13 protein-coding genes are annotated in these 13,690 nt (G+C 60.1%); 3 read left to right on the top strand and 10 right to left on the bottom strand.

Annotated elements, in window-relative coordinates; translation table 11 throughout:
• Positions 1-75: 75 nt before the first annotated feature.
• Together ACP26L_RS15935 and ACP26L_RS15930 are read right to left on the bottom strand one after the other, a co-directional pair.
• The gene (locus tag ACP26L_RS15935) at positions 76-459 is read right to left on the bottom strand and encodes a kinase-associated lipoprotein B (RefSeq protein ID WP_426453935.1); all 384 of its coding nucleotides are present in this window, start codon (positions 457-459) and stop codon (positions 76-78) included.
• A gap of 56 nt (positions 460-515) precedes the next feature.
• Positions 516-833 carry a thioredoxin family protein gene (locus tag ACP26L_RS15930; protein WP_426453933.1) on the bottom strand — a complete coding sequence of 106 codons (318 nt, stop codon included), beginning with the start codon at positions 831-833 and terminating at the stop codon, positions 516-518.
• Positions 834-942: 109 nt separating this feature from the next.
• On the opposite strand from ACP26L_RS15930, the gene ACP26L_RS15925 reads away from it, so the two are divergent.
• The gene (locus tag ACP26L_RS15925) at positions 943-1,167 is read left to right on the top strand and encodes a hypothetical protein (protein ID WP_426453931.1); all 225 of its coding nucleotides are present in this window, start codon (positions 943-945) and stop codon (positions 1,165-1,167) included.
• A gap of 192 nt (positions 1,168-1,359) precedes the next feature.
• On the opposite strand, the gene ACP26L_RS15920 is transcribed toward ACP26L_RS15925, so the two are convergent.
• From ACP26L_RS15920 to ACP26L_RS15910, 3 genes are all read right to left on the bottom strand, one after another.
• Positions 1,360-2,973, bottom strand: a complete 1,614-nt coding sequence (locus ACP26L_RS15920; RefSeq protein WP_426453929.1) for an ABC-F family ATP-binding cassette domain-containing protein — start codon at positions 2,971-2,973, stop codon at positions 1,360-1,362.
• Between the two features lie 173 nt (positions 2,974-3,146).
• Positions 3,147-5,069, bottom strand: a complete 1,923-nt coding sequence (locus ACP26L_RS15915) for an ABC-F family ATP-binding cassette domain-containing protein (RefSeq protein WP_426453927.1) — start codon at positions 5,067-5,069, stop codon at positions 3,147-3,149.
• A gap of 68 nt (positions 5,070-5,137) precedes the next feature.
• Positions 5,138-6,196: a M42 family metallopeptidase gene (locus ACP26L_RS15910; protein ID WP_426453925.1), complete on the bottom strand. Its 1,059-nt coding sequence runs from the start codon at positions 6,194-6,196 to the stop codon at positions 5,138-5,140.
• A gap of 131 nt (positions 6,197-6,327) precedes the next feature.
• Between ACP26L_RS15910 and ACP26L_RS15905 the strand changes: the two genes are divergently transcribed.
• Together ACP26L_RS15905 and ACP26L_RS15900 are read left to right on the top strand one after the other, a co-directional pair.
• Positions 6,328-6,657: an ASCH domain-containing protein gene (locus ACP26L_RS15905; RefSeq protein ID WP_426453924.1), complete on the top strand. Its 330-nt coding sequence runs from the start codon at positions 6,328-6,330 to the stop codon at positions 6,655-6,657.
• A gap of 182 nt (positions 6,658-6,839) precedes the next feature.
• Positions 6,840-7,289: a hypothetical protein gene (locus tag ACP26L_RS15900; RefSeq protein WP_426453922.1), complete on the top strand. Its 450-nt coding sequence runs from the start codon at positions 6,840-6,842 to the stop codon at positions 7,287-7,289.
• 115 nt (positions 7,290-7,404) lie between these two features.
• On the opposite strand, the gene ACP26L_RS15895 is transcribed toward ACP26L_RS15900, so the two are convergent.
• The 5 genes from ACP26L_RS15895 to ACP26L_RS15875 form a co-directional block, all read right to left on the bottom strand.
• A complete protein-coding gene (locus ACP26L_RS15895) occupies positions 7,405-7,695 on the bottom strand; it encodes a Dabb family protein (protein ID WP_426453920.1) in 291 nt (96 codons plus the stop codon).
• A 344-nt stretch (positions 7,696-8,039) separates the two neighbouring features.
• Positions 8,040-9,965, bottom strand: a complete 1,926-nt coding sequence (locus tag ACP26L_RS15890; protein ID WP_426453918.1) for a DUF6382 domain-containing protein — start codon at positions 9,963-9,965, stop codon at positions 8,040-8,042.
• Positions 9,966-10,031: 66 nt separating this feature from the next.
• A complete protein-coding gene (locus tag ACP26L_RS15885; protein WP_426453916.1) occupies positions 10,032-10,559 on the bottom strand; it encodes a prepilin peptidase in 528 nt (175 codons plus the stop codon).
• Complete coding sequence (locus tag ACP26L_RS15880; protein WP_426453915.1) at positions 10,556-11,230, bottom strand: TadE/TadG family type IV pilus assembly protein; 675 nt, start codon at positions 11,228-11,230, stop codon at positions 10,556-10,558. The genes ACP26L_RS15885 and ACP26L_RS15880 overlap by 4 nt, the downstream gene beginning before the upstream one ends.
• Positions 11,231-11,249: 19 nt before the next feature.
• A complete protein-coding gene (locus ACP26L_RS15875) occupies positions 11,250-13,610 on the bottom strand; it encodes a hypothetical protein (protein WP_426453913.1) in 2,361 nt (786 codons plus the stop codon).
• Between the last annotated feature and the right edge of the window lie 80 nt (positions 13,611-13,690).

Here is a 13,690-nt window from a genome sequence, read left to right as displayed (position 1 = left end):
TCTAAGGGCGAACCCGGTCTCCGGACAGCAAGACCATCGGGCCAAGCTTCTCCAGCCGGGCCGGGAACACCCGGATCAATATTCCCGGGCCAGTGCTTCCAGCTCCTGGAGGCAGCGCTGGGCCCACCGGACCGTGCCCTGCAGCTCCTCGCGCTGGGCCTCCAGCGCAGTGAGCAGCGAGTCGCGGTATTCCGGCACCGTACCGGTGTATGGCTTCACCGTGTGGGCCGGCATCAGCGCGATCTCCTGGTAGGCCAGCGCCCGGCGCTGGTGGAAGAACGCCACATCCGCTTCCATCGGATTGTGCAGGTCGCCCTGCGTCGGGTGCTTCACAACGGCCAGAATTTTCACCGCAATCTTGCCGCTTGGCGATACCTCCACGGTTTCGCCGATATACTCCCCCGTCTTGTACGAGGCTCTGACCAGCGTTCCCGCTGTCGCTGCATCCCATTGCTCCATGTTTGGTTTCGCTCCTTCTCTGTAGGGTTGTCCCCTATTCTCATGCTCGGCTCGGCTTAGGCACCGCTTCGGATCCATCCCAGCAGGTCGGCGACCGAGCCGAGACGGTACAGCTTGCGCTGCACCTGTCCTCCTTCAAGGTGGACAAGACACGGAACGCTCTCGATCTGCCAGCGTCCCGCCAGCTCCCGCGTCAGGTTGATGTTGCAGATCCCGATGATCCGGCCCGGGTCGGCCGCCGCAGCCACCTCCAGCATCCGCATGCCGACACGGCAGGTGCCGCAGAGCGGCGAGTAGACATAGACATACCTCGGCCCCTTTCCGAAGGGCGTGTTACTGAGCAGCAGGGTTTCGGACCACTCCGGCAGCCCCATCCGCATCCCTTCCTTTCGAGCCTTCGATTGTTTGGCTGTCCCTGTTGCTTCTCTATGGACAAATCCGGTAAAATGGTACTATTCAAGCATAGGGCAGGTGGAAATAGACATGACAGAACAAAACAACGAATCCGTTCAGGCAGGTGCAGGCGAATCTTCGGAGCCGCGTAAGGTCTCCCTCGCTGATGCGATCAAGAACAAGCTCGCCCAGAAGAAGCAGGACCAGAAGGACGGCAAGCTCGGCGGAGGCATGCGCGCAGGCAACGACGCCGTCATGCGCAGCCAGAACAACAAGAAGCCGAACAACCAGCGTCGTCGTACCGGCGGCAGCTAGGACTCAACCGGGCTTCTCAGCGGTCAGTTCTGCTTGAACGAAAAAGCCATCGTAACAAAAGAAGGATGAGCGTAAGCCCCAGGGGCTGCGGCTCATCCTTTTTTTATCATGATATTCATGCGCGCAAGCGCACAGGCGGCGGAAACCGGAGAAAGAGGGCAACCCCGTCCTCCCTCCTGCCCCAATCCGTTCTTAAGCATAAGCCGCTTCGCGCTGCTTCTTGATGTCTTCGTTCTCGAGGTACTCGTCATAGGAAATCACTTTATCGATCAAGCCGTTCGGCGTAATCTCCATGATCCGGTTGGCCACCGTCTGGATGAACTGATGGTCATGGGAGACGAACAGCATCGTGCCGTCGAAATCAATCATGCCGTTGTTGAGCGCCGTGATGGATTCGAGGTCCAAGTGGTTCGTCGGCTCGTCAAGCAGCAGGACGTTCGCGCCGCTCATCATCATCTTGGAGAGCATGCAGCGGACCTTCTCGCCCCCGGAGAGAACGCTGGCTTTCTTCAGCGCTTCTTCGCCGGAGAACAGCATACGGCCGAGGAAGCCGCGGAGGTACGATTCGTCCTGGTCCTTCGAATATTTGCGGAGCCAGTCGACGAGCGTCTCGTCACTGTTGAAGTAAGCGGAGTTTTCCTTCGGGAAGTACGCCTGGGTTGTCGTGACGCCCCAGCTGTATTCGCCGGAGTCGGCTTCGACTTCGCCCATCAGAATCTGGAACAGGGTCGACTTCGCAATGCCGTTCGGGCCGACCAGTGCGATCTTGTCGCCTTTGTTGACTGTAAACGAAATATTGTTGAGCAGCTTCTCGCCGTCCACCGTCTTCGTCAGTTTGTCTACCGTCAGAATCTGCTTGCCCGCTTCACGCTCCGGCTGGAACTTGATGAACGGGTATTTGCGCGTCGACGGCTTGATGTCCTCGAGCGTAAGCTTCTCGAGCTGCTTCTTCCGGGAGGTCGCCTGCTTCGACTTGGAAGCGTTGGCGCTGAAGCGGCGGATAAACTCCTCGAGCTCCTTGCGCTTCTCCTCGGTCTTCTTGTTGGCCTCGCGCTGCAGCTTCGTAGCGAGCTGGCTGGACTCGTACCAGAAATCGTAGTTGCCCACGTACATCTGGATTTTGCCGAAGTCGATATCCGCGATATGCGTACACACCTGGTTCAGGAAGTGACGGTCATGGGATACGACGATAACGGTGCCTTCGAAGCGGGAGAGGAAGTGCTCGAGCCAGTTGATCGATTCGATGTCCAAGTGGTTCGTCGGCTCGTCAAGCAGAAGAATATTCGGATTGCCGAAAAGCGCCTGCGCCAGGAGGACGCGGACCTTCTGGTTGCCGTCGAGCTCCTTCATCTTAAGATCGTGCAGATCCTTGCCGATGCCAAGACCGATCAGGAGCTCAGCCGCGTCGGATTCCGCCTGCCAGCCGTCGAGCTCCTGGAACTCGCCTTCCAGCTCGGCTGCACGCATGCCGTCTTCTTCGGAAAAGTCCGCTTTGGCGTACAGGGCGTCTTTCTCTTCCATGATTTCAAAAAGGCGCGCATGGCCCTTCACAACCGTCTTCAGCACTTCCATCTCGTCGTATTCGAAATGGTTCTGCTTCAGCACCGCCATCCGCTCGCCCGGCGTAATGCTCACTTCCCCTTTGTTGGCTTCCAGCTCGCCGGACAGGATCTTGAGGAAGGTGGACTTTCCCGCGCCGTTCGCGCCAATAAGACCGTAGCAGTTGCCCGGTGTAAATTTGATATTGACATCCTCAAACAAGGCGCGCTTGCCGTATCTCAGGGTAACACCCGTAACCGTAATCATGAACTATTGATACCCACTTTCTTCCATAGACTGAAGCTTTTCTTCCATCATGTGCTCTCAAACGTATATTATAGCACAGGAGGGGCACCATCCCCAAGCGGAAACGGTGCGGCTCCCCATATTTTTTTGCAGTTCCCGCTTTCTCTGAGGGTCCCCCCATAGCTCGCGTCTGCTTACTTGCCCGAAGCTATGCTCTCGACCAGCTCCGACAGCTCGGTCCAGCGGTCCATCGTCGCCTCGAGCTGGGCGCTCACTTCCTGCTCCTCGCGGAACAGATCCTGGACGCGCCCGTAGTCGCTTCCCGCCTTCTCGATCTCGGACTTGATCTTTGCGAGGCGCTCCTCGAGCCCGGCGATCTTGTCTTCGATCTCGTCCCATTCCTTCTGGTCCTTGAACGAGAGCTTCTTCGGCCGTCCCGCTTCACTTCGGGAAGCTTGAGGCGCCTCGGCCTTCGGGGCCGGCTTCTCCGCCTTCTTGGCTTCGGCCTCAGCCTGGCGCTCGCCTTTCACGGCCTCCATATATTCGGTGTAATTCCCGAAGAACCGGCGTACCCGGCCCTCTCCTTCGAAGACGAAGAGATGGTCCGCCGTCCGGTCGAGGAAGTACCGGTCATGGGATACCGTGATCACGACGCCCGGGTACTCTTCGAGATATTCCTCGAGCACGGTCAGCGTCTGGATATCCAGATCGTTGGTCGGCTCGTCGAGCAGCAGCACATTCGGCTCGCCCATCAGGGTGCGCAGCAGGTAGAGGCGCCGCTTCTCTCCGCCGGAGAGCTTGCCGATCGGCGTCCACTGCTGGGCCGGCGTGAAGAGGAACCGCTCCATCATCTGTGCTGCTGTGATCGCTTCCCCGTCGGAGGTGCGGATCACTTCCGCCGCTTCCTTGATGTAATCGATCGCCCGCTGCTTGTCGTCCATCTCCACGCTCTCCTGCGTGTAGTAGGCAAGCTTCACGGTTGAGCCCGTGTCGATCACACCGCCGTCTGGGCTCAGCCGCCCGGCGAGCAGGTTCAGGAAGGTCGACTTCCCTGTGCCGTTCGGGCCGATGATGCCTATTCGGTTCTCCGGTAGGACAATATAGCTGAAATCCTCGACGATGCGCCGGTCCTCGAATCGCTTCGACAGATGCTCGATCTCCATGATTTTCTTACCCAAACGGGTAGCGCCGAGCGATACCTCGAGCTGAGCCGCAGGGCCTGCCACCTTGCGGTCGCGCAGTTCCACCACGCGGTCGATCCGCGCCTTCTGCTTCGTCGTCCGCGCCTTGGCTCCCCGGCGCAGCCAGGCCAGCTCGCGGCGCAGCAGATTCTGCCGCTTGTCCTCCTCCGCCGCTTCGCGCTCCAGGCGGTCCGCCTTCTTCTCCAGGAACGCGGCATAATTGCCCTCATAACTGTACAGCTTGCCGCGGTCGAGCTCGAAGATCCGGTTCGTCACCCGGTCTAGGAAGTACCGGTCGTGGGTGACGAGCAGCAGGGCGCCCTTCCACTTCGAGAGAAACTCCTCGAGCCATTCGACCGTCTCATGGTCGATATGGTTCGTCGGCTCGTCGAGGATGAGCAGGTCCGCCGGCTGAATCAGCACGCGTGCCATCGCGACGCGCTTGCGCTGGCCGCCGGACAAGGTGCCGACCTTGCGCCCGAAGTCCGTGATGCCGAGCCGCGTAAGCACAGTCTTCGCCGTCGTGGCGGCGTCCCAGGCGCCCGTCGCGTCCATCCGCTGCTGGGCGGCGAACAGCTTCGCCTGACGCTTCTCATCCTCAGGCGCAAGCCCCAGCTCCGTCAATGCCCATTCGTATTCCCGCAGGGCCTGCATCAGCGGCGTATCGCCGTAGAACACCTGCTCGAGCACCGTGGATTCCGCGTCGAAAGCGGGATTTTGCGGCAGATACTCCACATGGAAGTGATTGGAGTGAAGAAGCTTGCCCTGCTCCAGCGGCTCCTCCCCTGCCATGATCTTCAGCAGCGTAGACTTGCCGGTGCCGTTGACCCCGACCAGCCCGATCCGCTCCCGCTCGTTGATCTGAAATTGAATGCCGTCGAACAGCACCTTTTCGCCGTAGCTTTTATATAAACCTTCTACTGTCAGTATGTTCATGAATGTCTTCCTGCTCCTTTCCGTGTCCGGGGAGATCGGGTCCATAGCCCGGCCTCCCCGGTGCGGATTTATATCGTATACGGCTCCGCCGGGTCCGCGGCATAGGCTGCGAGCAGAGAGGCCGTGCCGATGACAGCGTCGATATGCGTGCGCTCCATCGCATGGGATGCATGCACACCCGGCCCGATCAAGGCCGCACGGATATTGCTTCCTCCGCGGAGCGCCGCCGACGCATCCGAGCCGTACTGCGGATAAATATCCACCACATGGCGGATGCCGTCCCGCCGGGCCAGCTCCACAAGCTTCGTGGTCATCGCGTAATCATACGGACCGCTCGAATCCTTCGCACAGATCGATACGTCGAGCTCCGTGCACTGCAGATCCTCGCCCATGGCGCCCATGTCGACGGCGATCATCTCCGTGATGTCCTCCGGAATCCACGCCGCGCCGTGCCCCACTTCTTCATAGGTGGAAATCAGCAGCTTCATCGTATAGGCAGGCACGATCGATACCCGCTTCAGCAGCTCCAGCAGGCCGAACAGCGCTGCCACGCCGGCCTTGTCGTCCAGGTGCCGGGACTTCACGTACCCGCTAGGCATGACACGTGTCCGCGGATCGAACGAGACGAAGTCTCCGACTTCGATACCAAGTCGACGCACATCCTCTGCCGAGGATACCTGCTCATCCAGGCGGATTTCCATCACGGCCTCCTCCCGTTTGAGGTCTTTGGCATCCGGGTAGACATGCACGGACGGTTTGTCCGTCAGGATCGTCCCTTCGTAGACCCGGCCGCCTCGCGTATGCACGCGGCAATACTCGTTCTCCACCGCTCCCAGCATAAATCCGCCCACAAGGGTAAACCGCAGCATCCCGCTGCTCTTGACCGAACGGACCATCGCGCCGAGCGTATCGACATGGCCGGATAGTCCGATTACACGGCCGTCCGCAGCGCCCGGGACCGTAATGATCCCGCAGCCCTTCGGTGTCAGCGTCATCTCGTAACCGAGCCGGCGCGTTTCCTCGGCAAGCTTACGCATAACTTCCCCGCAATAGCCGCTTGGGCTTGGCGTCGCGAGCAGCATGTCCAGAATACGGAGCACGTATTCTTTGTCTATCGTTTGCGTCATAAGGATCCCTCTCTTTCACTCTGATTCTACTTCAGCTGCGTCTCTACTTCCCGGAAGGATACTTCTATTTGATTCTCATTCCCGATTCGTGTAAGCTACATTTGGAACAATATTCTAGGAGGTTGCCCCCCATGTCCGAAGCTTTGCCACCGAAAACATGTAGTATTGAACGTATGATCACCGTAGATGCCGACGTTGCCAAAGTGCTCAGCGGTGAGAAAACCGCTACCCGCCGCAACGGCCGTTACGCCGATATCGGCGAAATTATGGAGCTTCAGGGACGCAAGTTCGAAGTAACGAATGTGTACTCCCAAGCTCTCGGCGAGCTGACGGACGAGAACATCAAAGGCGAAGGCTACTCCTCCGTCGAAGAGTACAAGAACTACATCATGTCGATGCATGCCGGAATGCCATGGATGCCGCAGATGCGCGTTTGGGTTCACGAATTCCGCGAGGTATAATCCGGTCGGCTGCGGCCGGTTCGATATCGAAGCGAGTTACGCTTTCTGATATTTCAAGGAAAAACAGTGTAGCCAAGGCTCCTCTGCCCGCGGCTGCCCCGCCGTAAGACGGGACGCCAGCAGATGAGCCGGCTGCACTGTTTTTGTTTTACTCCAGAAGAAAAGCGGAGGTTCACCGCCCCATGTTTTGGTACGATTTGCTCGTCTTCATTCATGCTGTTTCGGCCATGGTGTCCATCGGTCCGTTCTTCGTCCTCATTCCCATGCTCCGTAAACTTCATACGGCGGAAGGCCCGCTCAAGGAATCGTTCCTGGACTCTTTCCACTTCGTGGTCCGCTTGTCGAAGCACACCGGCCATGTGCTCGTAGGCTCCGGCCTGCTGCTTATGTGGCTCGGCGGCTGGCCGTGGGATACCCCGTGGATCGCCGGCACGTTTGCGGTGCTCGTCGCCTCCCTGGTATTCATGGCCCGGGCATTCTCACCGACCATCCGGAAGCTGCGCCAGGAGGACAGCGACCGGGCCCCTTTGCTGCGCAAGCTGACACGGTCGCTGTATATTTACCTGACGGTGCTCTTCATCATGATGTGGATGATGATCACGAAGCCGCAGTTCGAATTCCTCACATCCTGAGCCAAAGAGAGTCGCCCCCCGAACATCGGAGGGACCGGAACGATTGGTGTGAGGCACCCAAGCGTCCTTTACAGGGCGCTTTTTGTTTTTGGCGCCGGTCGCTGCCGCACTCAGCTTACGATACGAAATCCACGCAAACACTTGTCCCGTCCAGCACCTGCTTCATATGGGCTAAGACTTCCACATGCACCGGGTGGTCAGCGTACACCTGCAGATCCTCGACCGAATCGAACTTCGTAATCAGGGCAATATCGTAGGAACGGTCCAGATGCAGCACGTCGATCCCCACTTCAATGTGGCGCAGCACGTCGATCTTGCCCTCCATATTGCGGAGTACGGCAGCTGTAGCCTCGACGGATTCGGGCTGGCGGTCCTTCAGTTTGAACAATACGATATGAGTCAGCATGGTGGCATTTCTCCTTTACGTGTCGGATATGGGATGGCGGCTGGTCCGCCTCAGGAAAGAGCGGCCTGCCTGGTGCAGGCACTCTTGATCTTCTAGCCATGTATGTATGTACCGGAAATGATCTGCGCTCATCTCCAAGTCCAGCTCCCATCATGATGGATACCGAGGATGGACGCTTCATTATACCATTTCTTCGGTGCCCTTTTCTACAAGAGCGGAAGGAAGTGCTTCCGCTTCTTCCCTTCACAGCCCGGCACGGCGTGGGGGCGAGTTTCGACACATAACCCTTTCTTGCTCCCGGCTCCAGACTGCCGCATAACGGCAAAACCCAGGGAGTCCCTGGGTCATGCGGTCATAAACGTATATTCTGTGGATACAATCCGGATGCGGTCACCTTCCTTCAGCGTGTGAAGCTTGTAGGGGACGAGCGCTTCCCCGTTCACCGTGGTTCCATTGCGCGAGCCAAGGTCCTTGATGCTCACGCTTCCGTCCGCTCCTCGTACGAGCTCGGCATGAAGACGTGAAACCCCAATCTCATCGTGCACCCAATCCGCTTCGCCGCCGGCCCGTCCAATGACGAAAGCCGCCTTCGTCAGACGGATGCGTTCACAGGATCCCGCACGGTCCCACTCGAGGCAGGGAACGGCTGCCTCCGCTTCGGTCGCAGTCTGCTTACCGCCTAGAAAGACCGTGGCATCCGCCGGACGGAGCAGCATGGTTCGTCCGGCAAGGTCATCCGCTCCGCCCTGCACGGGGGGCTGAGACAACGGCGAAGACGAAACGGGGGAACCGGCCGTGGGGGCGGGGCCAAAATAGGTGTCGAGGAGCGGACCGGCTCCTGCACGGCTCCCGCCTCCGGAAGTCGAACGAGGCTCGGACGGCTGCGCCGATCCAGCAAATCCGCCATTCTTCCATGCGGCGGAACGATCCCCGTCTGCCGCACCGGCTGCTGCCTCAGCCTCAGAGGCTTGTCTCTGCGTTTGGCCAAGCCCCAGTCCTTCAAGGAAAGCAGCCCCCGAATCCTTAGCTCTTGGTTGGCTGCCGAAGTCCGGCGGCTCTGGGTAGGGGTCACTGTACTCCCTCTCCGCCTCTTCCGCTTTCTTCATCCGCCCGATGATCAGCAGAGCGGCGGCGGCAATAAGCAGCGTGGCCCCCGTGCATAGATACAGCTTCGGTTCCCCGGGTGAATCCGCATAGAGCTTCCAGACCATGCCGCACGCCAAGACGGTCATCATCGCGACATAGAACGGCTTTTTGCTTCTCGGCTTCCCGTCGGATTCTGCAGCCGCAGCACCGCTGGAGGCCGCAGGGTTGGCGGCATCACCATGCAGACCGAGCCAATCCGGAACGTTGAATGTCCCCTCCTCCCCCCAAGGATGCGGGCCCGGCTCCGGTCCATGTGCTTCCGTGCGATCAGCTGCCGTCTGAGCAGCATAGGGAGTTGACGCCGCCGAATGGAACCCGTGCGACGGGTGGTCCCGATGCAGATCCATTCCCGGTTCGCGTCCCGTCCGGCCGGCTGCTGACCTGCTTGTTGAGGCGCTCCCGTATCCGGTTCCCGAAGCGGGCGCAGCTCCTCCCTGTGCCAAAGCTCCACCGGGTGCGGCCGGACCAAGGGAGGAAGGGGCTCCCTGTGCCAAAGCTCCACCGGGTGCGGCCGGACCAAGGGAGGAAGGGGCTCCCTCCAAATACCCTGCCTGCTGCAGCAGCAGCACCTTCAGCTCCGCCATCGAGAAGGTCTCCTCCCGCTCCAGATAGCGCATGAGCTCCTGGAATCCGCTGCCCTGCAGCTCCGTAACCCGGTGAATCCAGCGAGAGGCCAGCTCCCGGAGATCTCCGGCCACACTGCCCTTGCCCTCCAGCCGCTCCACCGGCACATAGGTAAGGTGGATGTCCTGCAGCCCGCTGCCGCAGTAGATGCAATCCTCCTGCAGCATATATCTGCCCGGCTGCAGCATGTAGACCATCGAATCGCCGAGCACCTCCACAATAGAGAGCAGCAGCTGATAGTATCCCCGGAGCGTCAGCTTTTCGGTACGCAGCCACTGGGTGAGCATGCGCTTGCCTGTTATCGTGTAATAGAGCAGCACGCTGCCGTTCCGGCTCTCCAGCTGAAGCGGGAGCAGCCCCGGAATCCGGTTGGCCGACAGCATGCTGAGCTGGAACGAGGACAACTCTTCCTGCCGCAGCCCCGCCTCCGAGCTCAGCACCATGAAGTGGCCCTGCTCGCTCACGTAATCGACCTGCAGTCCGTACAATACGGCTTTCATAACTTGTTGGCCCCTTTCTGCCTAAGATGTGATTTCATCGTTCTTGAGACCTCCCCCCTCGGGAGATCAGCCCATTCCCAGCAGCTCCGGCCACAGGGTGCAAACCGCCCCAGGCAGAACGGCCCACATGAACGGGAATTTGATCCGGTGCCTGCCGCTCCCCTCACTGCTCCGCAGCACGCCGGGATCCCGGAAGAAGGCGAGCTGGAACAGGCCGAAAAGCATTCCCTTGAGACGCTGCATGCCGTCGGAGCGTACAAGCAGAATCACAAAGCCGATGACGCCCGCACACAGAAGTGACGCCGCCATCACCTGCAGCACGAAGGCCGCTCCGGTAAGAGCGCCGAGCGCACCGAACAGCTTCACGTCGCCGGCTGCTACAGCCCCGATCACATACAGCAGCAGCATCGGGAGGAAGCCGGCGGCAAATCCCGCCAGCGACATGCCAAGTCCCCCTGCCCCGTCTGAAGCCAGGTGCAGCAGCAGTCCTGCCGCCGCTCCGGCGGCCGTCAGTGGATTCGGAATCCGGCTGCGGGTCACATCCGTACAGAAGGCAGCCAGGAGAAACAGGCCTGCAGCGAGCATCTCCATCATACGCCGCCTCCCACCCAGGCACGCTCCGTCGCTTTTTTTTTGAGGATGACCGTTTTCTTGAAGAAAGGCACCTGGAACGTGTAAGGATACTCGGCCTCAATGGTGAGGTAAGCCTCCTCGAGATTTTCCATATCGGGAAAATGCAGTGCCGTCACTTGAATCCGCGTCTTGTCCAGGCGCCCTTCATCGGCGAAGGAAGCGATGATAGGTGAGGCGCCTTCCGCGAACCGGCGCTGGGCGGCCTCCTTGGCTTCGCCTGTCTTTTCGCTGCCCCACGACTGCACCTGCTCCCGTTTCGACTTCTCCCAGGCCACCAGCTGTACGAGGGGCGCCGGGATCCACTGAGCGTAATTCTCCACGAACGCTTCCGTATCGGTAACCGTCTGAGCGGCCGAATTGGCCTGGGTCAGCACACCGTCCAGCCAGGCGCTGGCCGTGGAGTTCTGCCAGGCCGTCTGCCCCTGCAGATAAGCCTGGCGCATCGGGTACATGTTCGCCGCCATAACCTTGGCCGCCTCCGACACCGTCGATTGCAGCGCCATCTCGGCCAAGGAAAGGCGGATGAACCCTACGAGCAGCATGACAAAGGCCAGGAAGAAAGGCAGCGTAAGCGCCGCTTCCAGCACCATGCTCCCCTTGTCTCCCCGAACCAGCTTCCTCCAGCCTTTCATGGTCTCACCCTTTCCATAGCTAATAAGCAAAATCCGCGGTTTGTGTCAGCTCACACCGGCTTCCGCTCGGAACGCAGCCCCCGAACTCAGACCGGCCAAGTGTCCGCATAATGGAAGGCAGAAACCACAGACGAAGCGATGTGGCGGCCCTGCCCGAAATATAAGTGTTCGCCGAGGCGAGATCCAGCTCCGTATTCAGCTGGAGCAGCGCCTGAAGGCGGGACAGCAGTACCGGCTCCCGGCTGTGCATGAGCAGGAAGATGCGGAGATAATCCTTGTAATTCAGCGTAAGCAGGTTGTTCGTAAACTTGCGGGAGAGCGGTACGGCTTCCCCGTGAATCAGCTTCTCCAGATCCTCCTGGGCCCGCAGCGCCCCTTCCGTGACGGCCGCCAGGACGACAAGCATCGGCGAGCCGGCGGCCAGCGCCTCATTGCGCGGCTCGGTCAGCGCTTCGGCTGTCCCTACCGCCAGGCGGAAGGAGAACAGCTCGGCATAGGCCAGCGAGTAGTTGCCGGCACAGGAGCGGGCTCCATAGAGCAGGAACTCGACTTCCTGGTTCGTCAGCGGATGCTGCTCCGGCTGGGACAGCTCCTTGGATACGATCACCCGGCCGTGCGGATCCTTGTGCAGTCCGAGCGTCCGGTAGCTGAACTTGCTCACGGCAAACTCGTCGATGTAAAATTCGTCGCGTACCTCGCCGAGCAGATCGCCAAGCGACGAGACCAGCTTCAATGCACTGAGTCCGGCACCGTCGGCCGAGTCCAAATCCACTGACGGAACGGAGGTGTCCGGGCTGCCTGCCTGGTTGAGAGCCATGTAGGCGCCGTAGAAGCCGGCATCCTCTGCGGCTGCAGGGTTACCCAGCAGAGAGTGGTACAGGGCTTCGTGAGGATCCACGCCGGACATGATGCTGCAGCCGCCGATGCCCCTTTTGACCTTATCCAGCACCACACCGGTCTTCGTGCGCTCCTCCCGCTTCGCGGCATCCACGCGCTGATTGCGGCTGGTCCGCTCCTCCTGGGAAGCCTTATGCTTGGTGTACAGCGCCCCCACCTGCTGGTGGAAGCTGTCCAGCCCTGCCGTTGTGGTCGCATACTTCTGCTGCGTGAACATCAGGCCGTCGCCGATCTGGGCGTTCACACCGGAGAAAAGGGACACCGCAGCGCTGACGCCCGCTTCCCAAGTATCCAGCTCCTGCCGGTCGAACCGCTGCACACTGGCGTACACCGCCTCGCTGCCGGAGGCTGTCCCGCTGCCTGCGACGCTGCCCAGCTCGGCATTGAGCTGGTCGTTGGAGGCTTTGGCCGCTTTCATCGCCGCCAGGAACACATCCTTGCGCCCGGACAAATCCTCATAGTCCTTCTGCGCTTTGACCTTCAGAACGGCGATCAGCTGCGCATACCTGAGAATGTCCTGCATCAGGGCTTCCAGATCGGCCATCATGGCGGTAGCCTCCGTAACTTGGTCCTGCAGAGCCTGCTTTTCCTGGATCAATGCCGAGATGGATTGGGCGGCGGCGGGCCCCGCCATGGCAAGCGACGCAATCGAGCCGTTGATGGAGGAGATCTGGTTCTTCAGCGAGGCAATCTCCGTTTTTACGTTCTGCAGCGACTGGCGCACCTCTTCGATCGTATGGATCCCGATGCGCCCGCTGAGCTCATTGAGATCGCGGAGCTGAGCCGTATAAAACGGATGCGCATCAAGCGACATCTGCCGGATGCGCAGGAACTGGTCCCACGCTTCCCCGAGCTTAGCGTCCCGCTCGTTCAGCAGCTTCTCGATCTTCGCCGCATTCTCCGTGAACTGGGCAGCCTGGCCGAGACTTCCGGCCACACCCGTTTTCTTCAGCTTGTCGCTAAGCTCCAGCGAGTAGATGATCGGCGCCCGGTACTTCATTTCCTCCAAGATCTGACCTTTCAGCTGTTCGTGGTTCGCCAGCGAATACATCGGCGTCACTTTGGCGGAGCCTTCGACCATCTTCTGATCAATGAACCGGAACCCACCGGCTTCCTCCGGCGTGGATAGATTGCCCACCACGGTTTTTGCGAAAATATCCCCTGCCTTGCTCTCCTCAGGAAGACCGTACAAGCCGTACGCCTGCAGAGCCGGAGAGAAGGCCGACATGGAGGAGCGAACGCCCGCCTTGACCGCATTCTCGGCTTCCTTCTGCGCCGTCTTCCAGCGGACTACGTCGATCAGCAGGCCGCAGAGCAGAAAGACCGGGATGAGAATAAGGATCAGGTAGGTCGACACGGCACCGGTCTCTTCCTTCAGATGACCGATGAGGCGATCGGCATTCAACCGAGGGGCAAGCGTCATCGTCGTTACCGGTGCCTTCATCCTGCTCGCTGCCGTGCCCGGTACCCGCATCCTTCTCATGTTCCATTGACCGCCTTCCTTGGGGGCCATCCTGCGGTTTGACGCGGAATGCAGCGTAGGGCCCTCAGCTCCGAACCATG

The sequence above is a fragment of the Paenibacillus sp. S-38 genome, from assembly GCF_049942825.1.
Classification (GTDB): Bacteria; Bacillota; Bacilli; order Paenibacillales; family NBRC-103111; genus Paenibacillus_G.
This window is presented reverse-complemented; position numbering and strand designations above follow the sequence as displayed.

Coding starts and splice junctions, on each gene's coding strand:
- ACP26L_RS15900 (WP_426453922.1), top strand. CDS start 6,840: ATGTTTTGGTACGATTTGCTCGTCTTCATTCATGCTGTTTCGGCCATG.
- ACP26L_RS15885 (WP_426453916.1), bottom strand. CDS start 10,559: ATGATGGAGATGCTCGCTGCAGGCCTGTTTCTCCTGGCTGCCTTCTGT.
- ACP26L_RS15910 (WP_426453925.1), bottom strand. CDS start 6,196: ATGACGCAAACGATAGACAAAGAATACGTGCTCCGTATTCTGGACATG.
- ACP26L_RS15895 (WP_426453920.1), bottom strand. CDS start 7,695: ATGCTGACTCATATCGTATTGTTCAAACTGAAGGACCGCCAGCCCGAA.
- ACP26L_RS15935 (WP_426453935.1), bottom strand. CDS start 459: ATGGAGCAATGGGATGCAGCGACAGCGGGAACGCTGGTCAGAGCCTCG.
- ACP26L_RS15925 (WP_426453931.1), top strand. CDS start 943: ATGACAGAACAAAACAACGAATCCGTTCAGGCAGGTGCAGGCGAATCT.
- ACP26L_RS15930 (WP_426453933.1), bottom strand. CDS start 833: ATGGGGCTGCCGGAGTGGTCCGAAACCCTGCTGCTCAGTAACACGCCC.
- ACP26L_RS15915 (WP_426453927.1), bottom strand. CDS start 5,069: ATGAACATACTGACAGTAGAAGGTTTATATAAAAGCTACGGCGAAAAG.
- ACP26L_RS15880 (WP_426453915.1), bottom strand. CDS start 11,230: ATGAAAGGCTGGAGGAAGCTGGTTCGGGGAGACAAGGGGAGCATGGTG.
- ACP26L_RS15890 (WP_426453918.1), bottom strand. CDS start 9,965: ATGAAAGCCGTATTGTACGGACTGCAGGTCGATTACGTGAGCGAGCAG.
- ACP26L_RS15920 (WP_426453929.1), bottom strand. CDS start 2,973: ATGATTACGGTTACGGGTGTTACCCTGAGATACGGCAAGCGCGCCTTG.
- ACP26L_RS15905 (WP_426453924.1), top strand. CDS start 6,328: ATGTCCGAAGCTTTGCCACCGAAAACATGTAGTATTGAACGTATGATC.
- ACP26L_RS15875 (WP_426453913.1), bottom strand. CDS start 13,610: ATGAGAAGGATGCGGGTACCGGGCACGGCAGCGAGCAGGATGAAGGCA.